The following is a 21,246-nucleotide window of genomic DNA, read 5'->3' as shown; positions in this document are numbered from 1 at the left end:
CTTGTCCAAGCGTTTCATTCGCTACGCCGTGGCCGGCGTGCTCGCCGCCTTGTCCGCCGCTTCCGTCGCTCAAGCCGACGCCATCAAGCAGACCAAGGCGCCGTTCGACGACAAGTTCCGCCAGCTGGAAGGCGAGGACTGGCCGACCCCCACCGACTATCGCAACGCCGCTGGTGCGCCGGGCTATCGCTACTGGCAGCAGAAGGTCGACTACGACGTCGCCGTCCGCCTGGACGAGGACACCAAGCTGCTGACCGGTCGCGAGACCATCACCTATCGCAACAACTCGCCCGACAGCCTGCCCTATCTGTGGCTGCTGCTGGACCAGGATTCCAAGCGCGACTCCATCAGCAAGCTGACCGAGACCGTGTCGGGCGACAGCATCAGCCTGGCTCAGCTGCAACGCGTCCAGCGCTTCAAGACCTGGGAAGGCGGCTTCACCATCAAGTCGGTGAAGGACGTCTCGGGCCGGCCGCTGAAGTTCACCGTCGTCGACACCCTGCTGCGCGTGGACCTGGGCCAGGCCGTGCGCGCCAACGGCGGCGAGACCAAGCTGGTGATCGAATGGTCGCTGCCGATGATCGAGAACAAGGTGATCGGCGGCCGCAGCGGCTACGAGTGCTTCACCGGCAAGGGCGAGGACGGCAACTGCATCTACGAGGGCGCCCAGTGGTTCCCGCGCCTGGCCGTCTATTCCGACTACGAAGGCTGGCACAACAAGGCCTTCCTGGGCTCGGGCGAGTTCACCCTGGAGTTCGGCGAGTATCGCGTCGCCCTGACCGTGCCGTCGGACCATGTGGTCTCGGCCACCGGCGTGCTGCAGAACGCCGGGACCGTGCTGACCGCCGCCCAGCGTGACCGCCTGGCCAAGGCCCGCACCGCCGCCGAGCCCGTCTATGTCGTCACCCCCGAGGAGGCCCTGGCCGCCGAGAAGGGCAAGGCCACGACCGAGAAGACCTGGGTCTTCCAGGCCAGCAACGTCCGCGACTTCGGCTGGGCCAGCTCGCGCAAGTTCGTCTGGGACGCCCTGGGCGTGAAGCAGGAAGCCGGCGCCGACCACCCGGTGGTCATGGCCATGTCGTTCTTCCCCAAGGAAGCCCGGCCACTGTGGGACGCCTATTCGACCAAGTCGATCGCCCAGACCCTGAAGGTCTATTCGGACTTCACCTTCGCCTATCCGTACCCGACCGCCCAGTCGGTCAACGGCCCGGTCGGCGGCATGGAATATCCGATGATCAGCTTCAACGGCCCGCGGCCGGTGAAGGATAAGAAGACCGGCGAGCTGACCTATACCGAGCGCGCCAAGTACGGCCTGATCGGCGTGGTCATCCACGAGGTCGGCCACAACTACTTCCCGATGATCGTCAATTCCGACGAGCGCCAGTGGACGTGGATGGACGAGGGCCTCAACAGCTTCCTGCAGTTCCAGGCCGAGAAGCAGTGGGACAAGAAGTTCCCCTCGCGCCGCGGCGAGCCCAAGGACATCATCGAGTACATGGTCAGCCAGGACCAGGTGCCGCTGATGACCCAGTCGGATTCGATCGTCCAGTTCGGCCCCAACGGCTATTCCAAGCCCGCCACCGCGCTGGTCATCCTGCGCGAGACGATCATGGGCCGCGAGCTGTTCGACCGCGCGTTCAAGGAATATTCCAACCGCTGGCGCTTCAAGCACCCGACGCCGTACGACTTCTTCCGCACGATGGAAGAGTCGTCGGGCATCGATCTGGACTGGTTCTGGCGCGGCTGGTTCTACTCGACCGACCACGTCGACATCGCGCTGGACAAGATCGTGCGCGCCCGCATCGACAGCGGCGATCCCGACGTCGAGGCCGGCGTGCGCAAGGTCGAGAGCGGCAAGGAGCCGGGCTCGCTGACCGCGTCGCGCAACACCGGCACGACAGTGACCGATCGCGATCCCAAGACCCGCGACTTCTACGACCAGAACGACGAGTTCACTGTCTTCGACAGCGCCCGCAAGAAGGCCAAGACCGCGCGTGACGACCTGACGCCGGAAGAGGCCGCCGCGCGCGACATGAAGGACAACTTCTACCGCTTCACCTTCCGCAACGTCGGCGGGCTGGTGATGCCGGTGATTCTGAAGATGGACTTCGCCGACGGCACGTCCGAGACCGTCCGCATCCCGGCCGAGATCTGGCGCAAGAATTCCAAGCAGGTCACCTGGCAGTACGTCTCCACCAAGGACTTGAAGGGCGCGCAGATCGATCCCTTGTGGGAGACCGCCGACGCCGACCGCGGCAACAACGTCTATGACGGCGCCATCACGCCCACGACGCTGAAGATCATGAAGGCGCCCGAAGTGGCCAACCGCATGAAGGACGCCGACATGAAGGTCGAGCCCAGCGGCCTGGGCACGTCCCCGGTGGCCGCCCCCAAGAAGGACGACGGTCCCCCCGCGGCGCCGAAGTGATGGTGCGCGCGGCCGTCCTGATCGCGGCGGCGGGCCTTGTGCTCGCCCCGCTGCCGGCGGCCGCGCACCGCGGCCACGGCGCGCTGAGCGTCGTGGAGCTGGACGCCAAGACCGGCGGGGTGAAGGTCAGCCACCGCATCCCGGCCCACGACGCCGAGCCCGCCCTGGCCCTGATCGCCCCGGACGCCCAGGCCAGCCTGGACGATCCCGACGCCATCGCGGCGCTGAAGACCTACATGCTGCGCACCTTCAGGGTGGCCGTGAACGGGCAGGCCGTCGATCTGGCGCTCAAGGACATGACCCTGGGCGCCGACGAGGTCCGCCTCGAATATGTCGGCCAGGTCGCGCCCGCCGACGTCAGGGCCGAGATCACTGTCCGCGCGGCGATGTTCGCCGACGTCTATGACGACGAGGTCAACCAGGTGAACATCCGCCGCCTGGGCGTGACCCGCAGCCTGGTGTTCGCCGCCGGCGAGGCCTGGCAGCCCCAGAGCCTGGGGGCGGTGGAGCCCTAGGGCGTCAGCGCCTCCTCCCTGACCCGCAACACCGGCGTGCGCCGTTAGCCACAAGCCTGGCAGCGGTGCGGAAAGCGGACATTTCGAGGGGCTGTCCGGGGTGGTTAGGAGACGTTGGGGCGCGTAGCATTATCGCATGGCTAAGCGTCCGAAAATCAAGCTGGAACCCCTACGCGAGATCGGCTGGCGCAACTGGAACCCAATCGGCACTAGCTTGCCGATGGATGAGTACGACACCTATCTACTCAACGCCGCTGGGCAGATCGCCAACGGCAGGTCGGACGATGCTGTTGCCGATTACCTAGTGTCTGTCGAACTAGACCAGATAGGGCTCGACGCCGCTCCGGGTATCCGTGAGCGCGCGCTGGTCGTCGCCTCTGCAATCCGCGCCTACGTGCAGACACTACCCTCGCGTTGAGGCGAACAGTTATGCCGATCCATTTCATGCCAACTGGCGACGTAAGCGTAGGCCGACGATTCAACCTGTTCGCGGACGAGTTCGCGTACGCGATGGGGACTGAGTTTGATTTCGCTAAGGCTGAGCTTTTGAAGCCCGACACTATCGTGTTGAACCTCTTGTGCGTCGATCCAGCCCGAGGCGTCGTTCCAAATGGCACCAGCCATAAGCGGTCGGCAGGAGAGTTCTGGACCTTTTATAACGTGGACTATGCCGCCTTCATGTCGTCGGACATCGGGACGCGGATCGCGGCTCTCAGGGACGGCTTCATTGCGGCGGTCCAACAGGTTCCTTCATCACGAATGCCAGATCGTGTGAAAGCCGATCTGAAGAGAGCAGCGGAAATCACAGCTATCAAGCTTGTGAGCGCCCCTGATCGTTTGCCCCGCTAAGTCCGACTAGGTTCGCGAGCAGAAACCCACGCGCCGCCAGAACGCCGACCTTCGGATCGTGACCGTCAGGACTTCTCGGTTTCTGTCGACCGCCGCGGCTATGCGCCCAGACGCAGAAAGGGCGCCGAACCTTGCGGTCCGGCGCCCTTCTGAAGGTTTGGCTCTAGGAGCCCGCTAACTAGCGATAGCGGTACTCGTAGTGGCACTTCTTCTTGCCCTTGCCGATCTCGTGACCGGCCAGGCCGCCGACGCCGGCGCCCAGCAGGGCGCCTTCGGTCTTGTTGCCGCGGCCGGCGACGGTGTTGCCCACCAGGGCGCCGCCGAGGGCGCCGATGATGGCGCCGTTCTTGGCCTTGGACTTGTTACACACCAGCACACGCTCGCGACGACCTTGGGCCTCGGCGGCGGTGATGGCGACAGTGCTGGCCGTGAAGGCGACAGCGGTGGCCATGACAATGGCTTTAATACGGGGGCGCATGACGGGCTCTCCGATCGTTTCTTGTTTCGATCCCTCGGAAGCTAAACGCCCAAGCTGACGGCGGGTTTCCTTCGCAAAGTCGGAAACTCGACCGACAGCCCGGAGCGGGTTAGCCTTCGACGCGATAACGGCCGTCGGCGTCGGGGCAGACGCGGACATAGCGGTTCTCGACGCGGCCGTTGTACTCGGCGGGCGCGGCGGCCAGGCGGCAGCGTTCGCTGCTGCTGGCGTAGCGGCCGTCGCTGTAGCGATACGGCTGGGTCTGGTCATAGGTGTAGTAATTGCCGCGCGTGTCGCACTTGGCCGAGGCGTTGCCCACGGCCGCGCCGACGCCCGCGCCGACCAGAGCGCCCAGCACCGTGCCTTCCGGACGGGCGTTGCGAGCGGCCACGTTCGAGCCCAGGGCCGCACCGGCCAGGGCCCCGATCACGCCGCCGACGGTGGCGTTCTTCTTGGCGTCCTGACGGCAGTCGTCGCGGTAGTTGACGCTGGCGCTGGTGTCGATGCCCGCAGCCCCGGCATAGGGCGCGCCATAGCGGCTGGCCTCGCCCGGATTGCGGCGGTCATAGGCGCCGTAGCCATAGCGGCGGTCATAGTCGTCGCGAGCGCGCATGTAGCGATCGCGATCGCGCTCCCACTGATCGCGGCTGGCGTCGTAGCCCGAGGTGTAGCTGACGCCGCTGGTGCGGAAGCGATCGGCCTCGCGCGGGTTGCGGCGGTCGTAGCTGCCTTCGCCATAGCGGCGGTCATAGTCGTAACGAGCGCGTTCGTAGGTGGCGCGCGAGCGCTCGAACTCGGCCTGTTCGGCATAGTAGGCGGCGCTGTCGCGATACTGGGCGACGCGATAGCGCTCGGCGTAGCTGGGATTGCGACGGTCATAGGCGCCGCGGCCGTAGCGGCGGTCATAGTCGTCGCGGGTGCGCATGTAGTTGGCCCGGTCGCGCTCGTAGGCGTCCTGGCGGTCCTGATACTCGGCCACGCGCTCATAGTAGTTGGAGCGCTGGTTGTCGTAGTTGCGCAGGCTCTGCTGATAGGCCGAGTCCTGGGCGAAGGCTGGTGCGATCGCGCCGAACGCCACGGTGGCGGCGAGCGCAGCAGCAAGCGTCTTGGAAGTCATTTTGTGTCTCCGTTCCCACTCGAACGGATCGACGTCCGACCCCGAAGCGGGCCGTCAATCCGGGGTCTTTGTCCCTGTCGAGCAAAAAGCCCGCGCAGAGGCGAAGTTCCCGGACCTCAGCCGTTTCAACCCCTGGTCACGGTCATCATGTAGTTGATGTCGACGTCGTTGGAGCGGCTCCAGCGGCCGGTCAGCGGGTTGTAGGCCACGCCGAACGGGCCCTGCATCTCGACCGGCTCGCTGGCCAGGAAGGCGCGTAGCTCTTCCGGCTTCAGGAACTGGCTCCAGTCATGGGTGCCGGGCGGCACCCAGCGCAGCACGTACTCGGCGCCGATCTTGGCGAGCGCGAGCGCCTTCAGCGTGCGGTTCAGGGTGGCCACGATCATCAGGCCGCCGGGCTTGAGCAGCTTGGAGCAGGTGCGCAGGAACTCGCCCGGATCGGCGACGTGCTCGATGACCTCCATGGTCAGCACCACGTCGAACGGTCCGGCGCCCTCGGCCAGCAGCTGTTCGGCGGTGGCGGGACGGTAGCCGATGGTCAGCCCCTGTTCGGCCGCATGGGTGGCGGCGGTCTTGATGTTCTTCTCCGAGGCGTCGACGGCGGTGACGTCAAAGCCCAGGCGGGCCATCGGCTCGCTCAGCAGGCCGCCGCCGCAGCCGATATCCAGCAGGGTCAGGCCCTGGAACGGCTGGCGCGCCGCGCCGTCGCGGCCGAACCGCACCAGCGCCTGCTCGCGGATGAAGGCCAGGCGGCAGGGATTGAACACGTGCAGCGGCGCGAACTTGCCCTTGGGATCCCACCACTCGGCGGCGATCGCCGAGAACCGCGCCACGTCGGCGGGGTCGATGCTCCAGGAAGACGGGGGGGCTTCAGCGGCTTGAGTCATGAGGCTTGTCTATCACGCGCGGTTCGTCCCGCCACGATCCGTGAAAAAAGACACCTGCGCGACATTGCCGTTGCGCCATCCCCCCGCTAGAAGGCCGGGGCTTGCGCGAGGGGGAGCGATCTTGCCGCGCGGGCGCAAGAAATAACCAAGTGTCGAGGTACCAAGGACGTGTCACGTCTGGTGATGAAGTTCGGCGGCACCTCGGTGGCCGACCTGGAGCGCATCCGCCGTGTGGCGCGCCTGGTCGCCGCCGAAGTGGCGACGGGAAAGCAGGTCGCGGTGGTCGTGTCGGCCATGTCGGGCAAGACCAACGAGTTGGTCGCCTGGACCGATGGCGCAGGCCGCGCGGCTGCAGGTCTTCCGGAATCGGATGACGAGTACGACGCCATCGTCGCCTCGGGCGAGCAGGTCACCGCCGGTCTGCTGGCCATGACCCTGCGCAACATGGGCCACAAGGCCCGCTCGTTCCTGGGTTGGCAGGTGCCGATCCTCACGAACGAGGCCCACGGCAGCGCCCGCATCGAGGACATTCCGCCGGCCAATCTGGAAGCCTGTTTCGAGAACGGCGAGATCGCCGTCATCGCCGGCTTCCAGGGCGTGACCGCCAACCAGCGGATCACCACCCTGGGCCGCGGCGGTTCGGATACCTCGGCCGTGGCGATCGCCGCCGCCGTCAAGGGCGCCTGCGACATCTACACGGACGTCGACGGCGTCTACACGACCGATCCCCGCATCGAGAAGAAGGCCCGCAAGCTGGCCAAGATCTCGTACGAGGAGATGCTGGAAATGGCCTCGCTGGGGGCCAAGGTGCTGCAGACCCGTTCGGTCGAGATGGCCATGGCCCATCGCGTCCCGCTGCGGGTGCTGTCGAGTTTCGTCGAACCCGGGGAAGCCCCCGGCCAAGGTACGGTCGTCTGCGACGAGGAAGAAATCATGGAAAAGCGCATCGTCTCGGGCGTCGCCTATAGCCGCGACGAAGCCAAGATCACCCTGCTGGGCCTGCCCGACCATCCGGGCGTGTCCTCGCAGATCTTCGGCCGTCTGGCCGACGCCAATGTCAATGTCGACATGATCGTGCAGTCGCGGGCCCGCACCGCCGAGACCGCCAACATGGAGTTCACGGTCGGCAAGCGCGACGCCGCTCGCGCCGTGGAGATCGTCCAGGCCGCCAAGGCCGAGATCGGCTTCGAAGACGTGGCCGTCGACGAAGACGTCTCGAAGGTGTCGGTGATCGGGGTGGGCATGCGTTCGCACGCCGGCGTGGCGCAGTCGATGTTCGCGGCCCTGGCCGAAAAGAACATCAACATCCAAGTCATCTCGACCTCGGAGATCAAGATCTCGGTCCTGATCGACGCGGCCTACACCGAACTGGCCGTGCGGGCTCTGCACGCGGTTTACGGTCTGGACCAACTGTAAGCCCCAATCTGTCATCCCGGCGAAAGCCGGGACCGCCGGGGGCTCTGAGCTTTCCGCGGTCCCGGCTCTTCGCTTTCGCTACGGCCGGGATGACAGAAAAGATGAAAACGTCGCGTTCGGACGGTATGAGAGCGCCAGCCTCCCAAAGCACGCCTCGGCGTGCTTTGGGCGTTTAGAAATTAGAGCCTGTTCATACAGGCTCTGGCGGAGCTCCCATGCCCGACGTCTTCAAGTTCGATCCCGACGCCAAGACCGTCACCTTCCACGGCGACGCCGGTCTCGACCTGCTCTACGACCTGCTGCTGCGCGCCAAGTTCGGCGACGGCTATGAGAAGCCCCTGCTGATCAGCCCGTGGCTGGCCGCCCTGCTGAACCAGCTGGACCAGGCCCTGCCGGACGACGGCCAGTGGTTCCCCGAAAAGCCCGGTCAGCCGATCTTCGACACCGACGACCTGCTGGCCATGGGCGACGCGGTCATCGAGGAAGGTCACACCGTTGGCTGGTGGACCATGACCGAGCTGGAAAAGCGCGCCTATCTGCGCAACGTCATCGCCGCGCCGCACCCGCTGACCGACCTGGAAGTCGAGTTCATCGAAAGCGACATCGACGCCGCCCTCGAACAGGCCCGCCGGCTGGTCCAGGACGCGTCGGAACCCCTGGCCCTGCCGGGGCACGGCTAGGCTTCCTCCGCTCTCCCTTGATCCGTTTCCCCGGCGAAAGCCGGGGCCCAGATGGAAGCGCGGTGGGGTGGGATCTATGGACGCGGCGCGTCTCCGATCAGCCCAAGCGCTATGAGATCTGGATCCCGGCTTTCGCCGGGAAGACGGAAAAGGGTATGGTCAAGGGATGGCGCACAGCCTCTTAGCCCCCGCCGAGCTGTCCTTCCGTCGCTACAGCGTCGAGGCGATCTCGCACGCCCACGACTTCGACCAGATCGTGCTGCCGCGCCGCGGCGTGCTGGAGATCGAGATCGACGGCAAGGGTGGGCGGGTCGATCCGGGCAGCGCCGCGGTGATCCCGCCGGGCACGCGCCATGTCTGCGCCGCCGACGGCGAGAACCTGTTCGTGGTGGCCGATATCGGCGATGCGCTGATGCGGCCGTTCGAAAGCCTGCGCGACAAGCCGTTCGCCTCGGTGACCGGGCCGGTGCACGGCCTGCTGTCGTTCCTGTCGGGCGAGGCGCCGGGCGGGATCGACGACGGTGTCGCCGGTCTGTGGACGCCGCTGCTGCTGCGCGGCCTGACCACCGGTCCGATCGCCGTGGACGCGCGCCTGGCCCGGGCCGCGGCGATGATCGAGACGCGCTACGACCAGCCGCTGACCGTCCGCGACCTGGCCGCCGAGGCCGGCATGAGCCAGAGCCGCTTCTTCGCCAAGTTCTCGCAGGCCTACGGCGCCACCCCGCACGGCGCGCTCAGCGATGCCCGCCTGCGCGCCGCCCAGCGGCTGCTGTCGGGCACCAGCCTGTCGATCGCCGAAATCGCCGTCCGCACGGGCCATGGCGACCAGAGCGGTCTCACCAAGAGGATGAAGGCCAGCCTGGGCGTGACGCCAGGGGCGTTGCGGAAGGCGCGGAGCTAAAGCGCCCCCTCCGTCTCGTCGCTTCGCGCCGATCCACCTCCCCCGCTGCGCAGGGGAGGAGAGGTTCCTTCCTCCCCCGTGAAACGGGGGAGGTGGCGCGATGCGGATACGCATCGTGACGGAGGGGGCGCTCAGGAGGATCTTCCAAACCTCCGAGACCTTTCGCCAAAGCCTGGCTTCGCGCGACCTGCTACCCAGTCGGCATGAGCTCTTCCCGCAATCTCGTTCTGGGCCTGCTGTGCGGCCTCGTCGCTGGCGCGTTCTGGGGCGGGGTGTTCCTGGCTCCCAAGCTGCTGGACGCCTTCACGCCGCTGCAGATGACGGCGGGGCGCTACATCGCTTACGGCCTGGCGTCGGTGGCGCTGCTGTTGCCGGTCTGGCGGACGGTGATGGGCAAGATGGAGGGGCGCGACTGGCGCGACCTCTTCCTGCTGAGCCTGCTGGGCAACCTGATCTACTATGTCGGCCTGGCCGTGGCGGTGCAGACGTCCGGGGTCGCCCTAGCCTCGCTGGTCATCGGCCTCTTGCCCGTCACCGTGACCCTGATGGGCGCAAAACCGGGGGAGGGCGTTCCGATCCGCCGGCTGGCCGCGCCGCTGGCCCTGGTCGTGGCGGGCGGGGTCTGCATCAATGTGGCGGTGTTCACCCAGAACCGCGGCGTCAGCCTCGGCCAGCAGCTGATCGGCCTGCTGGGCGCGTTGCTGGCCTTGGGCGTGTGGACCGTCTACGCCGTCTGGAACGCTCGCCGCCTGGCCGCGACGCCCAAGTTCACCAGCCACGAGTGGTCGCTGCTGACCGGCGTGGCCACGGGCCTGCTGTCGCTGGTGCTGGTCCCGGCCTTCTTCCTGGGCGGCGGCAAGGTCCATGTCCCGGCCGCCTGGGGCTGGTTCTGGATGGTCAGTTTCGCGGTGGCGATCGGGGCGTCGGTCATCGGCAACGGCCTGTGGAACGCCGCCAGCCGCTATCTGCCGCTCAGCCTGTCGGGCCAGATGATCGTGTTCGAGACCCTGTTCGCCCTGCTGTACGGCTTCCTGCACGAGCGCCGCTGGCCGCATGGCCTGGAAGCCGTGGCCATCGTCCTGATGCTGACCGGCGTGCTGTGGTCGGTGCGGCTGCACCAGCCGAAAGTGGACCTCGCCTGAAGCCTCTCAAACTTTTTTCGTACCTAAACGGAATCTGAACAGGCCCGTTCAGGTCGGGTTCAAGCGCGGCTCCTTACAACGGACATCAACAGCGCCGCCCAGAATTGGTTTGGGGGCGACGCCACCGGAAAAAGGAGACTGTCATGAAGACCATCACCAAGACCGTCGTCGCCGCTGTCGTCACCGGCGCCCTGATCGTCCCGGCCTCGAGCGCCTTCGCCGGCCAGAAGACCGAACGCGCCATCATCGGCGCCCTGATCGGCGGTGTCGCCGGCGCCGCGATCGGCGACGGCAAGACCGACGCGGTCGCCATCGGCGCCGTCGCCGGCGCCGCCCTGGGCGCCACGACGGCCAAGAAGAAGAACCGCTACGGTTATGGCTATCGCAGCCAGCCCCGTTACGAGAACAGCCGCTACTACGACAACCGCTACGACCGCGGCGGCTATCGCAACGACCGCTACAACAGCCGCTACGGCTACTATCGCTAACCCCGGTTTCGCTTCGCTAGCGTTCCGATCCCTCCCCTAGCGAACAAACCTGCGCCGCCCAGTCTGACTGGGCGGCGCTTTTTCGTGGGCGCTCACCTAATCGCCGTTCGGTTGACGCAGCGGCTATCCCCATTGCGAAATCTGCGGTAGCCCCAATCTTGAGAATTGAGCCGTCTTAACCCACGACCTCACAAGCTGGGCTAGACCGGTCTTTCGAAACCTAGGGAGCGCGCTGCAGGCACATGGCGGCATCCGGCATCGCCGTTCGAGGACCCCGCAGCCTGCTTCGGCAGATCCGCGAGGCCATGGCCGGCGGCGGCCCCGCCCAGGACAAGCTCGACATGGTCGTGCGCACCATCGCCGTGTCGATGGTGGCCGAGGTCTGCTCGATCTATCTGCGCCGCGCGTCTGGCGATCTCGAACTGTTCGCCACCGAGGGCCTGTCGCCCGAAGCCGTCCACGTCACGCGGATGATGCCCGGTGAGGGCCTGGTCGGCGAGACCATGCGCCTGGGCCGGCCGCTGAACCTGTCGGACGCCGCCAGCCACCCGTCGTTCTCGTACCGTCCGGAAACTGGCGAAGACCCGTACCACGCCTTCCTGGCTGTGCCGCTGCTGCGCGGCGGCCGGGCAATCGGCGTGTTGGTCGTCCAGAACCGCACCGAGCGCACCTATGACGAGGAGGAGGTCGAGGACCTCCAGATCATCGCCATGGTGCTGGCCGAGATGGTCAGCTCCAGCGAACTCTTGGGCGCCGACGAGCTCAAGGACGTCGAGCTGGCCCCCCACAAGCCCGAGCGGCTGAAGGGCTCGCGTTTCGCGGAAGGTCTCGCTTATGGCGTGGCGGTGCTGCACGAGCAGCCGGTGGTCCCCGAGACCCTGCTGTCCGACGACGCCCTGGCAGAGGAGGCGCGGCTCTCCTACGCCATCGAGGCCCTGCAGACCCAGATCGACCAGATGCTGGAAGGCCAGCACGGTCTGGTCGGCGCGTCCTACGAGGTGCTGGAGACCTACCGCCTGTTCGCCCACGACCGGGGCTGGAACCGGTCGTTGCAGGAAGCCGTGCGCTCAGGCCTGACCGCCGAGGCCGCGGTCGAGCGCGTTCGCTCAGAGCACCGCGCCCGCCTGGGCCAGGCCCGCGACCCCTATCTGCGCGAGCGGCTGCACGATCTGGAAGACCTGAACGACCGGTTGCTGCGCCACCTGTCGGGCGACGTCCACGCCGTGCGCCAGCTGCCCGACGACGCCATCTTGATCGCCCGCAACCTGGGTCCCGCCGACCTGCTGGAATACGATCGCACCAAGCTGAAGGGCATCCTGCTCGAGGAAGGCTCGGCCGCCAGCCACGCCGGCATCGTGGCCCGGGCGCTGGACATCCCCTGCGTGGGCCGCCTGGCGGGCCTGCGCGACCGGGTCAGCGAAGGCGACCCTGTGGTCGTCGACGCCGAGACGCAGGAAGCCTGGCTGCGGCCGCGCGTCGACGTGGTCAAGGCGCTGAAGGCCCGGATGGAGGTCCGCGCCCAGCGCAAGGCCGAGTTCGCCCGCCTGCGCGACACCCCGCCGATCACCAAGGACGGGGCCAAGATCAGCCTGCTGATGAACGCCGGCCTGGCCGTCGATCTCGATATTCTCGCGGAGACCGGGGCCGAGGGCATCGGCCTGTTCCGCACCGAGTTCCAGTTCATGGTCGCCGAGGAGCTGCCGCGGCTGGAGGCCCAGACGGCGCTCTACGAAAAGGTGCTGGAGGCCGCCAACGGCATGCCGGTGACCTTCCGCACGCTCGACCTGGGCGGCGACAAGCTGCTGCCGTACATGGAGCTGGAGCGCGAGGACAATCCGGCCCTGGGTTGGCGCGCCGTGCGCATGGGCCTGGACCGTCCGGCCCTGCTGCGCATGCAGATCCGCGCCCTGATCAAGGCCGCCAACGGCCGGCCGCTGAAGGTGATGTTCCCGCTGGTGGCCAATGTCGACGAGTTCCGCGCCGCGCGCTCGTTCGTCGACCAGGAAGTGGCCTGGGCCCAGAAGCGCGGCCGACCCGCGCCCTCGCGCCTGGACGTCGGGGCCATGGTCGAGGCCCCGTCGCTGCTGTGGCATCTCGACGCACTTCTGCCCATGACCGACTTCGTTTCGGTCGGCACCAACGACCTGATGCAGTACCTGTTCGCGGCCGATCGGGGCAATCCGAAGGTCTCTGACCGCTACGACCCGCTGTCGCCGGCCGCCCTGCGGGCGCTGAAGACCATCCAGCAGGCCTGCGCCGACACCGGCACGCCGGTGTCCGTGTGCGGCGAGATGGCCGGCCGTCCGCTGGAGGCCTTCGCCCTGGTCGCCCTTGGTTTTGAAGGGCTTAGCATGCCGCCGGCCGGCATCGGTCCGGTCAAGCAGATGGTCCTGTCGCTGGACCGCGAGGCCGCGCGCCGCAACGTCGAGGCCCTGCTGAAGGGCTCGGGCGGATCCTTGCGCGGCGAGATCGAAACCTTGGCGCGCAAGCTCTACGTAGCCGTGTAACAAACCTTTGCCGTTAACCAAGCGTCACTGTTTAGTACATTGAATCCGGCTACTTAGTTTGATATCCACAAACACTTGTTAATACCTTCGTGCGATACGAAGGCAGGGGGATTGCGATGCGCGCGCCTGACATTGCGTTAGGGGGCGCGTGTCGCGTACTGGGGGCCGTTTAGCTGTCATGCCGCTGGATACGGGCAACGTGAGGCGTTTGCATCTCGTCACGGACGTCGATGTCGACGATACGCCGATCGCCGCGTCGCAACCGTCGCTGACCGACGGCGCCGATATCGGCCTGGCCCTGAAGGGCGCGCGCGAGTTCCGCGGCCTGACCACCCAGGACGTCGCCGACGCCACCCGCATCCGCCAGAGCTATATCGAGGCCCTCGAGGACATGCGCCTCGACGACCTGCCCTCGCGTCCGTTCACCATCGGCTATGTTCGCGCCTATGCCGGCCTGCTGGGCCTGGACGGTGACGCGGCCGTGTCGCGCTTCAAGGACGACGCGCCCGATGACGGCGTCGAGCTGCGCGCTCCGATCGGCGTGCGCCGCGAGCGCGATCCGCGCCTGGCCCTGATCCTGGCCGGCGGCCTGCTGGTCGTGGGCGCGATCCTGCTGTGGAACGTGGCCCAGCGCGCCATCACCAAGGAAGAGCCGCCGGCTCAGGTGGCTCAGTCGGCCGTGACCTCGACCGCAGCCGCGACGCCGACGGCCGCTGCCGCGGGCGCCAATGCCGGCGATGGTTCGGTCTCGCTGGGCGCGCCGCTGCCGGCCCCGGTCGAGAGCACCACGCCCGAGCCCTACAAGACCCCTGGCCTGGACGACGCCGCCGCCAACGGCGGTTCGGTCGACGCCGCCAAGATCGCCGCCAAGGCCCGCGCCGAGGCCGAGGCCCGCGCCGGTATCGTCGATCCGTCCAAGCAGATCGCCCTGGGTTCGGCCTTCAAGCCCAAGGGCGCGATGCTGGGCGCGGCCCCGGCCGACAGCTCGGGCGTCATCCTGCAGGCCCGCAAGGGCGCGACCCTGGTGGTGCGCGGCGACGGCCAGGTCTATTTCGCCCGCGCCCTGGCGGCCGGCGAAGCCTATCGCGTCCCCCGCACGCCCGGCCTGACCGCCGACGTCTCGGATCCGGCGGTGTTCGACGTCTATGCCAACGGCGTGCTGACCGGCCGCCTGCAGGCCAACTCGACCGCGCTCTCCAAGCTGATCCCGGCGGCGCCGAAGCCCTAACCCCGTCTCCCCGGCGAAAGCCGGGGTCCAGATCGGACCCACAAACGCTTCGCCGGCTGGTGAGGCGGGTTTCGGATCATCCCAAACCGCTCCGGATGAACCTGGGCCCCGGCTTTCGCCGGGGAAACGGGTTTTGGATGTTGGGAAGTGGTGGGAAGGGCAGGGCAGACCCTTCAGTTTCCTCGGCAGACCCTCTAGATTAGCGCCATGGCCGCAGATCACACGCACGTCCGTCCTTGGCGCATGATTACGCGCCGCCAGTCGCGCAAGATCCGCGTCGGCAATGTCGAGGTGGGCGGCGACGCGCCGATCACCGTCCAGTCGATGACCAACACCCTGACCAGCGACGCCAATGCGACGCTGAACCAGATTCGTCAGCTGGAAGAGGCCGGCGCTGACATCGTGCGCGTCAGCTGCCCCGACGTCGAAAGCACCGCGGCCTTCAAGACCATCGCCCGCGAGGCCAAGGTCCCGCTCGTGGCCGACATCCACTTCCACTACAAGCGCGGCATCGAGGCGGCCCAGGCGGGCGCGGCCTGCCTGCGGATCAATCCGGGCAATATCGGCAGCCCCGACCGCGTGCGTGACGTCATCCAGGCCGCCCGCGACCATGGCTGCTCGATGCGCATCGGCGTCAACGCCGGCTCGCTGGAGCGCGAACTGCTGGAGAAGTACGGCGAGCCGTGCCCCGACGCGATGGTCGAGAGCGCGCTGAACCACGCCCGCATCCTGCAGGACCACGACTTCCACGAGTTCAAGATCTCGGTGAAGGCGTCCGACCCGTTCATGACTGTGGCGGCCTACTACCAGCTGGCCGAGGCCATCGACTGCCCGCTGCACCTGGGCGTCACCGAGGCCGGGGCCACGCGCACCGGCACGGTGAAGTCCTCGATCGGCATCGGCTCGATGCTGTGGGCCGGCATCGGCGACACCATCCGCGTCAGCCTGGCCGCCGATCCCGTGGAAGAGATCAAGGTCGGCTTCGACATCCTGAAGTCGCTGGGCCTGCGCCACCGCGGCGTCAACATCATCGCCTGCCCGTCGTGCGCCCGTCAGGGCTTCAACGTCATCAAGACGGTGGAAGCCCTGGAAGAGCGCCTGGCCCACATCGCCACGCCGATGTCGCTGTCGATCATCGGCTGCGTGGTCAACGGCCCGGGCGAGGCGCTGATGACCGACATCGGCTTCACCGGCGGCGGGGCGGGGGCAGGCATGGTCTACATGGCCGGCAAGCCCGACCACAAACAGTCCAACGAAGGCATGATCGACCACATCGTCGAGCTGGTCGAGAAGAAGGCCGAAGAGCTGAAAGCGGCCGAGGCGGCCAAGGCGCTGGCGGCGGAGTAGCCCTTCCGCTCATCCCCGCGCAGGCGGGGATCCAAGCTGCACCGGGTTGTGATTCCGGGCGGCGCCACGCCCTGAGACTCCGCTTGGGTCCCCGCTTCCGCGGGGATGAGCGATCTGGGTGTTAGCGATTTGCACAGCTGCCCCTGCGATCGTCGGGGCATGACCAAGGCCGGCCAGCCGAACTACAGGACCCTGCTGATCGTGCTGCTGGCGGCGCTGGCGGCCGTGAGTGGGCTGACGATCGTCCATGACCTGGGCGCGCAGCCGGCGGGGCTGGACTTCCTGGCGCTGTGGGCCGGCGGACGAACCGCCCTGACCGAGCCGGGCCGGATCTACGACTTCGCCCACGTCACCGCCGTGCAAGGCTTGCCGCTGCCGCCGCAGGTGCTGCGGCCCTACGTCAATCCGCCCTCGGCCCTGCTGCTGCTGGCGCCGCTGGCTCGCCTGCCGTTCGGGACGGCCTATGCGATCCTGATGCTGGCCAGCCTGGCGACGCTGCTGGCCGGCGCCCGCCGGATCGGCGCGCCGTGGTGGCTGGTCGTGCTGCCGATGGTCCCGTTCGCCGTCTTTTGCGGCCAGGTCACCCTGCTGATCGTCGGCCTGGTCCTGCTGGGCCTGAGCCTGCGCGAGCGGCCGTGGCTCGCCGGTCTGTGCTTCGCGATCGCCGGCGTGATCAAGCCGCAGGTGCTGGTCCTGCTGCCCCTGGCCCTGGCCGCCCAGGGCGCATGGCTGACGATTCTGGCGACGGGCGTCGTCGCCCTGGCGCTCTGCGGGCTGTCGGCGGTGCTGTTCGGGCTCCAGGCCTGGCTGGACTGGCTGGCGGCCGTGTCGCGCTTCTCAGGCGTGGTGATGGCCGACCGGGCCCTTCTGGACGACATGGTCACGCCGCATGCCTGGCTGGTCGCCCACGGCTGGAGCGGCGCCTGGGCCTGGCTGCTGGCGCCGCTAGCCGTCTGGGGCGTATGGACCACGTTCCGCCACGACGCACCCTGGCCCGACCGCCTGATCGCCCTGCTGGGGGGGGCCTTGCTGCTGTCGCCCTACGCCATGAATTACGAGCTGGCCCTGCTGGCTCCGGCGGTCGCGGCCTATCTGGCGCGCACCGGCGATCGGCTGTGGATGGCCTATGCCGGCCTGGCCGCGCTGTATGCGATGAACGGCATGACGGGCGCCCTGGCCCTGCTGGCGGCGCTGGCCCTGCCACTCGTCGAGACGCGCTTTCGTCACATTTCCCTGGCCATGGCGGCCCGTGACCGCTAACGCCGGGGAATGATCGAACGTCACCCCTCCGGCGGCTACATCCTCGAAGAACTGTCCGTCGGCATGACGGCCGAGAAGCACGTCACCGTCACCGAAGAGCGCATCGGCCAGTTCGCCGACGCCTCGGACGACTTCAACCCCGTGCACATGGACGAGGCCTTCGCGTCCAAGACCGCCTATCGCGGCCGGATCGCCCACGGCCTGCTGTCGGCATCGTTCGGCTCGGCCGTGGTCGGCACCATCCTGCCGGGCGCCGGCGCGATCTATCTGTCGCAGACCCTGGCCTTCCACCGGCCGGTGCGGATCGGCGACGTGGTCACCGCCCGCGTCACGGTCTCGGAGATCGACGCCGAGAGCGCCCGCGTCACCCTGCGCTGCGCCGGCTATGTCGGCGAGGACCTGATCATGGACGGCGAAGCCGTGGTCCGCGTGCCCCGCCGCCGGCGTCCCGCGAAGGACTAGCCCGCGATCAGCGCCGCGCGCTCTTCCGGGGTTAGCGGCCGCCAGCGGCCTTCGGGCATTTCGCCCAGGGTCAGAGGGCCGATGCGGACGCGGAACAGGTCGACGACCTTGAGGTCGACCAGCTCGCACATGCGGCGGATCTGACGATTGCGGCCTTCGCGCAGCACGAAGCGCAGGCGCTGGTCGGAGATCACGTCGACCTCGGCCGGGCGCAGCTCACGGCCGTCCAGCTCCAGGCCAAAGCGCAGCAGCTCGATCTTTTCCTCGGTCAGGTCGCCCATGACCGCGACCCGGTATTCCTTTTCCAGGTCCGACTGCGGGCCGATCACGGCCTTGGCCACCACGCCGTCCTGCGACAGCAGCAGCAGGCCGCGCGAGTCCTTGTCCAGGCGGCCGATCGGCGGCAGCAGGTCGCCCGACTGCGGGATCGGCGCGGGAACGCCGCCCCAGATGTTCTGACGGGTCAGCAGGCGCGCGGCCGGGACCTGGCCGGGATCGGGCTGGGCCGAGACCACGCCCGCCGGCTTGTGGATCATGTAGGTGAAGGTCGAGTCCAGCTTGGCGGTGGCCTGGTCGGCCAACACCAGGGTCTGGCCCGGCAGGATCTTGCGGCCGACGTCTTCCACGACCTCGCCGTCGATCGACACCAGGCCGTTGGCGATCAGGGCCTCGGCCTCGCGGCGCGAGCACACGCCGCTCTGGGCCAGCCACTTGTTGACCCGCTGGGGCTCGCCCTCGTCATAGGTGCGGGTCCAGGCCATCAGCCGAAGCTTTCTTCGAGGCTGGCCAGGCGTTCGGCCTGATCCTCGGCGATCAGCGGATTGATCACGTCGTCCAGGGCGTCGCCCTCGATGATCCGCGACAGGTTGTAGAGGGTCAGGTTGATGCGGTGATCAGTGACCCGGCCCTGCGGGAAGTTGTAGGTGCGGATGCGTTCCGAGCGGTCGCCGCTGCCGACCTGGCTCTTGCGGGCGTCGGCGCGGGCGGTGTCCAGGGCCTCGCGCTGCATGTCGTACAGGCGCGCCTTCAGGTTCTTCATCGCCCGGGCGCGGTTCTGGTGCTGCGACTTTTCCGAGCTGGTCACGACCACGCCCGTGGGCAAGTGGGTGATACGCACGGCCGAGTCGGTCTTGTTGACGTGCTGGCCGCCGGCGCCCGACGAGCGATAGGTGTCGATCCGCAGGTCGCTTTCCTTGATCTCGATCTCGACGTCCTCGGCCTCGGGCAGCACCGCGACGGTGGCGGCCGAGGTGTGGATGCGGCCTTGCGCTTCGGTGGCCGGCACGCGCTGCACGCGGTGCACGCCGCTCTCGAACTTCAGCCGGCCGAACACGCCTTCGCCGGTGATCGAGGCGACGATTTCCTTGAAGCCGCCCATCTCGCCTTCCGAGATGCTGTCGATCTCGACGCGCCAGCCCTGCAGCTGGGCGTAGCGCTGGTACATGCGGAAGAGGTCGCCGGCGAACAGAGCCGCCTCGTCGCCGCCGGTGCCGGCGCGCACTTCCAGGATGGCCGAGGCGTTCTCGTCCTTGTCCTTGGGGGCCAGCATCAGAGCCAGGTCGTGTTCCAGGACCGGCAGCTTCTCGTCCAGGGCGACGATCTCGTCCTTGACCATGTCGGCCATCTCGGGATCGGCGGCCATGACGTCCAGCTCGGCGCGCTCGGCGGTCAGCTTGGCCAGCCGCTCGACGGCCTCGGCGACCGGGCGCAGCTCGGCGTGCTCCTTGGAGAGCTTGACGATCTCGGTCCCGTCGGTGGCCGCGCCCATGCGGGCCTCCACTTCGCGGAAGCGGTCGAGAACCTGGTCGAGGCGGGCCTGGGGCAGTCGCAAGGGGAGGGTCGCTGGGCTGAGAGAATGGGTCGGTCTCTCTAGGCCTTTTCCGGGAGGAAGGGAATGAGGCTGCTGACGCCCCTGCTGACGCACATTGTCATCAGTATTGATTGAAAACGGACTCGGATCGGCTTAGCTAGGCCGCAGCCCAGTTCCAGGAGGAAGCGGCTCATGCCTCTTACGATCCACCACGTCACGGCGACCGCCATCACCCGCGGCCTGACCGCCCTGTCCCTGTTGCTCGACAAGGCCAAGGCCCATGCGGAGGCGACCGGGACCGACCCCGACGCCTATGTCCAGGTGCGGCTCTATGACGACATGCTGCCGCTGTCGGGCCAGATCCAGCGGGCCTCCGACAGCGCTCGCGGCGTCTTCGCGCGGCTGACCGGCACGACCGCGCCAGGGATGGCCGACGAGGAGACGACCTTCGCCCAGTTGCAGGAGCGCGTGGCGCGGACTCTGGCCTATGTCGAGAGCGTGCCGGCGCAGGCCTTTGAGGGCGCGGAGACCCGCGAGGTGGTGTTCGGGGCCGGCCCGCTGACCCTGGGCTTCACGGGCGTCGACTACCTGTTGGAGTTCGCCCTGCCGAACTTCCAGTTCCACGTCGTGACGGCCTACGACATCCTGCGCAGCCAGGGCGTGCCGCTGGGCAAGCGGGATTTCCTGAACCTGAGCGCCGATCGGGTGCGGGCGGCTTAAGGCCCCCTCCGCGCTTCGCGCTCCTCCCCCGGAGGGGGAAGACGGATCACCGTCTGCCCCCTCCGGGGGCGGACGACCGCGAAGCGGTCAGGTGGGGGCCTGTGCTGAGGCTACCGCGTCTTCCACTCCGCGAAGTCCGTCGATGTCTGCCCCGCCAGCACCGCTTCCGCGGCCTTGTCGTCCAGCACCTTGGCCTTCAGGAACGCCACGCTCAGCGCGGCCGCCTCGGCGAAGGCCGGCGCCTCGGGGTGATAGGCCAGGCCGTGGTTCACGCCCTTGCCCTGCCACAGATACTTCTGGCCGGCCGGGCTGGTGTCGAACGGATAGAGGTGCTCATGCCAGTCAGGCACCAGGCCCGGCACGACGTCCTGGTCGCCGGTGATCATCATCATCGGCTTGGTCAGGCCCTGGTACGAGGTCGGGCCCACCAGCCCCTTGATGGCGCCGGGGCTGGAGAAGCACAGGGCGGCCTTGGTGTTGGGGTCCTGGGCCGGGATCATGCCCTGGAAGGCGCCGGCGCGGATCATCGACATCAGCGAGCCGTACGAGTGCCCGGCCGAGGCCATCGGCAGGCCCGGCGCGGCCTGGGCGGCCCAGGCGCTGGCGGCGGCCAGGTCGGCCAGGCGGGCCGGGAAGGCGCTCTGCAGATTGTAGTCGGCGCGTCGGGGGTGCTTCTGGGAATCGACGTGCAGCGGCGCGACGACCATGAAGCCGGCGGCCACCCAGTGGTCGAGCAGGGCCTGGTAAGGCGCGGGCCAGCCGCCGGCGCCGTGCGAAAAGATCACCACGCCCTTGGCCGCGTCGGGACGCAGGACGGTGACCTCGACGTCGCGGTCGGCGACCTTGAGGGTGGTGGTCGAGGTGTTGGTCGCGCGGGCGAAAGCCGGCGCGGCGGCGAAGGCGAAGGCCCCGGCCAACAGGCCGCGGCGGTTCAGGATAAGCTTGGTCACGGAATGCCCCACAAACGTTTGGCGGGAAAGTTCCGAACTTCGCGCGGGTTGTCCAGCGTTC

At 67.9% G+C, this 21,246-nt stretch carries 20 protein-coding genes and 2 pseudogenes; 16 read left to right on the top strand and 6 right to left on the bottom strand.

Annotation, left to right across the window (positions count from 1 at the left end):
* Window position 1: 1 nt before the first annotated feature.
* The 4 genes from ABDW31_RS00705 (at window position 2) to ABDW31_RS00690 (ending at window position 3,792) form a co-directional block, all read left to right on the top strand.
* Window positions 2-2,428 (top strand): M1 family metallopeptidase, encoded by a 2,427-nt coding sequence (locus tag ABDW31_RS00705; protein WP_184716988.1) that lies wholly within the window; start codon window positions 2-4, stop codon window positions 2,426-2,428.
* Window positions 2,428-2,943 (top strand): DUF6702 family protein, encoded by a 516-nt coding sequence (locus ABDW31_RS00700; protein WP_184716990.1) that lies wholly within the window; start codon window positions 2,428-2,430, stop codon window positions 2,941-2,943. Before ABDW31_RS00705 ends, ABDW31_RS00700 begins: the two co-directional genes overlap by 1 nt.
* A gap of 136 nt (window positions 2,944-3,079) precedes the next feature.
* Window positions 3,080-3,361, top strand: coding sequence for a hypothetical protein (locus tag ABDW31_RS00695; protein ID WP_184716992.1), 282 nt, complete (start codon window positions 3,080-3,082; stop codon window positions 3,359-3,361).
* 11 nt (window positions 3,362-3,372) lie between these two features.
* Entirely contained in the window at window positions 3,373-3,792 is a 420-nt protein-coding gene (locus tag ABDW31_RS00690; protein ID WP_184716994.1) for a hypothetical protein, read from the top strand.
* 178 nt (window positions 3,793-3,970) lie between these two features.
* Here ABDW31_RS00690 and ABDW31_RS00685 read toward each other — a convergent pair whose 3' ends face one another.
* From ABDW31_RS00685 to ubiG, 3 genes are all read right to left on the bottom strand, one after another.
* Window positions 3,971-4,243, bottom strand: coding sequence for a glycine zipper 2TM domain-containing protein (locus ABDW31_RS00685; RefSeq protein ID WP_343698225.1), 273 nt, complete (start codon window positions 4,241-4,243; stop codon window positions 3,971-3,973).
* Window positions 4,244-4,379: 136 nt separating this feature from the next.
* Window positions 4,380-5,387 (bottom strand): glycine zipper domain-containing protein, encoded by a 1,008-nt coding sequence (locus ABDW31_RS00680; protein ID WP_184716998.1) that lies wholly within the window; start codon window positions 5,385-5,387, stop codon window positions 4,380-4,382.
* A 125-nt stretch (window positions 5,388-5,512) separates the two neighbouring features.
* Window positions 5,513-6,274, bottom strand: a complete 762-nt coding sequence (ubiG, locus tag ABDW31_RS00675; protein ID WP_184717000.1) for a bifunctional 2-polyprenyl-6-hydroxyphenol methylase/3-demethylubiquinol 3-O-methyltransferase UbiG — start codon at window positions 6,272-6,274, stop codon at window positions 5,513-5,515.
* Between the two features lie 168 nt (window positions 6,275-6,442).
* Between ubiG and ABDW31_RS00670 the strand changes: the two genes are divergently transcribed.
* The 11 genes and pseudogenes from ABDW31_RS00670 to ABDW31_RS00620 all read left to right on the top strand — a co-directional run bounded on the left by ABDW31_RS00670 (window position 6,443) and on the right by ABDW31_RS00620 (window position 17,705).
* Window positions 6,443-7,690 (top strand): aspartate kinase, encoded by a 1,248-nt coding sequence (locus ABDW31_RS00670; RefSeq protein WP_184717002.1) that lies wholly within the window; start codon window positions 6,443-6,445, stop codon window positions 7,688-7,690.
* Between the two features lie 215 nt (window positions 7,691-7,905).
* Entirely contained in the window at window positions 7,906-8,370 is a 465-nt protein-coding gene (locus tag ABDW31_RS00665) for a hypothetical protein (protein WP_184717004.1), read from the top strand.
* Window positions 8,371-8,536: 166 nt separating this feature from the next.
* Window positions 8,537-9,247 (top strand): annotated as a pseudogene (locus ABDW31_RS00660) (AraC family transcriptional regulator); the annotation flags it as partial.
* A gap of 15 nt (window positions 9,248-9,262) precedes the next feature.
* A pseudogene (locus ABDW31_RS00655) lies at window positions 9,263-9,478 on the top strand (hypothetical protein); the annotation flags it as partial.
* Window positions 9,475-10,413 (top strand): DMT family transporter, encoded by a 939-nt coding sequence (locus ABDW31_RS00650; protein WP_184717008.1) that lies wholly within the window; start codon window positions 9,475-9,477, stop codon window positions 10,411-10,413. The pseudogene ABDW31_RS00655 and the gene ABDW31_RS00650, both read left to right, overlap by 4 nt.
* Window positions 10,414-10,556: 143 nt before the next feature.
* Complete coding sequence (locus ABDW31_RS00645) at window positions 10,557-10,901, top strand: glycine zipper 2TM domain-containing protein (RefSeq protein WP_184717010.1); 345 nt, start codon at window positions 10,557-10,559, stop codon at window positions 10,899-10,901.
* Between the two features lie 242 nt (window positions 10,902-11,143).
* The gene (gene ptsP / locus ABDW31_RS00640) at window positions 11,144-13,408 is read left to right on the top strand and encodes a phosphoenolpyruvate--protein phosphotransferase (RefSeq protein ID WP_184717012.1); all 2,265 of its coding nucleotides are present in this window, start codon (window positions 11,144-11,146) and stop codon (window positions 13,406-13,408) included.
* Between the two features lie 178 nt (window positions 13,409-13,586).
* On the top strand, window positions 13,587-14,636 hold the full coding sequence (locus tag ABDW31_RS00635) for a helix-turn-helix domain-containing protein (protein WP_184717014.1): 1,050 nt from the start codon (window positions 13,587-13,589) through the stop codon (window positions 14,634-14,636).
* A gap of 207 nt (window positions 14,637-14,843) precedes the next feature.
* A complete protein-coding gene (gene ispG / locus ABDW31_RS00630; RefSeq protein ID WP_184717016.1) occupies window positions 14,844-15,983 on the top strand; it encodes a flavodoxin-dependent (E)-4-hydroxy-3-methylbut-2-enyl-diphosphate synthase in 1,140 nt (379 codons plus the stop codon).
* A gap of 159 nt (window positions 15,984-16,142) precedes the next feature.
* Window positions 16,143-17,243 carry a glycosyltransferase 87 family protein gene (locus tag ABDW31_RS00625; protein WP_184717018.1) on the top strand — a complete coding sequence of 367 codons (1,101 nt, stop codon included), beginning with the start codon at window positions 16,143-16,145 and terminating at the stop codon, window positions 17,241-17,243.
* Between the two features lie 9 nt (window positions 17,244-17,252).
* Complete coding sequence (locus ABDW31_RS00620) at window positions 17,253-17,705, top strand: MaoC family dehydratase (RefSeq protein WP_343698224.1); 453 nt, start codon at window positions 17,253-17,255, stop codon at window positions 17,703-17,705.
* On the opposite strand, the gene ABDW31_RS00615 is transcribed toward ABDW31_RS00620, so the two are convergent.
* On the bottom strand, window positions 17,702-18,466 hold the full coding sequence (locus ABDW31_RS00615; protein WP_184717022.1) for a pseudouridine synthase: 765 nt from the start codon (window positions 18,464-18,466) through the stop codon (window positions 17,702-17,704). The genes ABDW31_RS00620 and ABDW31_RS00615 overlap by 4 nt on opposite strands.
* The gene (prfA, locus tag ABDW31_RS00610; protein WP_184717025.1) at window positions 18,466-19,536 is read right to left on the bottom strand and encodes a peptide chain release factor 1; all 1,071 of its coding nucleotides are present in this window, start codon (window positions 19,534-19,536) and stop codon (window positions 18,466-18,468) included. The genes ABDW31_RS00615 and prfA overlap by 1 nt, the downstream gene beginning before the upstream one ends.
* A 171-nt stretch (window positions 19,537-19,707) precedes the next feature.
* On the opposite strand from prfA, the gene ABDW31_RS00605 reads away from it, so the two are divergent.
* Complete coding sequence (locus ABDW31_RS00605; protein ID WP_184717027.1) at window positions 19,708-20,235, top strand: DUF1993 domain-containing protein; 528 nt, start codon at window positions 19,708-19,710, stop codon at window positions 20,233-20,235.
* 110 nt (window positions 20,236-20,345) lie between these two features.
* On the opposite strand, the gene ABDW31_RS00600 is transcribed toward ABDW31_RS00605, so the two are convergent.
* Entirely contained in the window at window positions 20,346-21,185 is an 840-nt protein-coding gene (locus ABDW31_RS00600) for an alpha/beta hydrolase (RefSeq protein ID WP_184717029.1), read from the bottom strand.
* Window positions 21,186-21,246: the final 61 nt, after the last annotated feature.

Source organism: Caulobacter sp. (genome assembly GCF_039596335.1).
Classification (GTDB): domain Bacteria; phylum Pseudomonadota; class Alphaproteobacteria; order Caulobacterales; family Caulobacteraceae; genus Caulobacter.
This window is presented reverse-complemented; position numbering and strand designations above follow the sequence as displayed.

What these genes read in the sequence shown, in the direction of transcription:
- ABDW31_RS00680 (WP_184716998.1), bottom strand. Translation starts at nt 5,387, where the DNA reads ATGACTTCCAAGACGCTTGCTGCTGCGCTCGCCGCCACCGTGGCGTTC.
- ABDW31_RS00605 (WP_184717027.1), top strand. Translation starts at nt 19,708, where the DNA reads ATGCCTCTTACGATCCACCACGTCACGGCGACCGCCATCACCCGCGGC.
- ABDW31_RS00635 (WP_184717014.1), top strand. Translation starts at nt 13,587, where the DNA reads ATGCCGCTGGATACGGGCAACGTGAGGCGTTTGCATCTCGTCACGGAC.
- ABDW31_RS00620 (WP_343698224.1), top strand. Translation starts at nt 17,253, where the DNA reads ATGATCGAACGTCACCCCTCCGGCGGCTACATCCTCGAAGAACTGTCC.
- ptsP (WP_184717012.1), top strand. Translation starts at nt 11,144, where the DNA reads ATGGCGGCATCCGGCATCGCCGTTCGAGGACCCCGCAGCCTGCTTCGG.
- ABDW31_RS00650 (WP_184717008.1), top strand. Translation starts at nt 9,475, where the DNA reads ATGAGCTCTTCCCGCAATCTCGTTCTGGGCCTGCTGTGCGGCCTCGTC.
- ispG (WP_184717016.1), top strand. Translation starts at nt 14,844, where the DNA reads ATGGCCGCAGATCACACGCACGTCCGTCCTTGGCGCATGATTACGCGC.
- ABDW31_RS00665 (WP_184717004.1), top strand. Translation starts at nt 7,906, where the DNA reads ATGCCCGACGTCTTCAAGTTCGATCCCGACGCCAAGACCGTCACCTTC.
- ABDW31_RS00625 (WP_184717018.1), top strand. Translation starts at nt 16,143, where the DNA reads ATGACCAAGGCCGGCCAGCCGAACTACAGGACCCTGCTGATCGTGCTG.
- ABDW31_RS00645 (WP_184717010.1), top strand. Translation starts at nt 10,557, where the DNA reads ATGAAGACCATCACCAAGACCGTCGTCGCCGCTGTCGTCACCGGCGCC.
- ABDW31_RS00685 (WP_343698225.1), bottom strand. Translation starts at nt 4,243, where the DNA reads ATGGCCACCGCTGTCGCCTTCACGGCCAGCACTGTCGCCATCACCGCC.
- ABDW31_RS00690 (WP_184716994.1), top strand. Translation starts at nt 3,373, where the DNA reads ATGCCGATCCATTTCATGCCAACTGGCGACGTAAGCGTAGGCCGACGA.
- ABDW31_RS00700 (WP_184716990.1), top strand. Translation starts at nt 2,428, where the DNA reads ATGGTGCGCGCGGCCGTCCTGATCGCGGCGGCGGGCCTTGTGCTCGCC.
- ABDW31_RS00615 (WP_184717022.1), bottom strand. Translation starts at nt 18,466, where the DNA reads ATGGCCTGGACCCGCACCTATGACGAGGGCGAGCCCCAGCGGGTCAAC.
- ABDW31_RS00695 (WP_184716992.1), top strand. Translation starts at nt 3,080, where the DNA reads ATGGCTAAGCGTCCGAAAATCAAGCTGGAACCCCTACGCGAGATCGGC.
- ubiG (WP_184717000.1), bottom strand. Translation starts at nt 6,274, where the DNA reads ATGACTCAAGCCGCTGAAGCCCCCCCGTCTTCCTGGAGCATCGACCCC.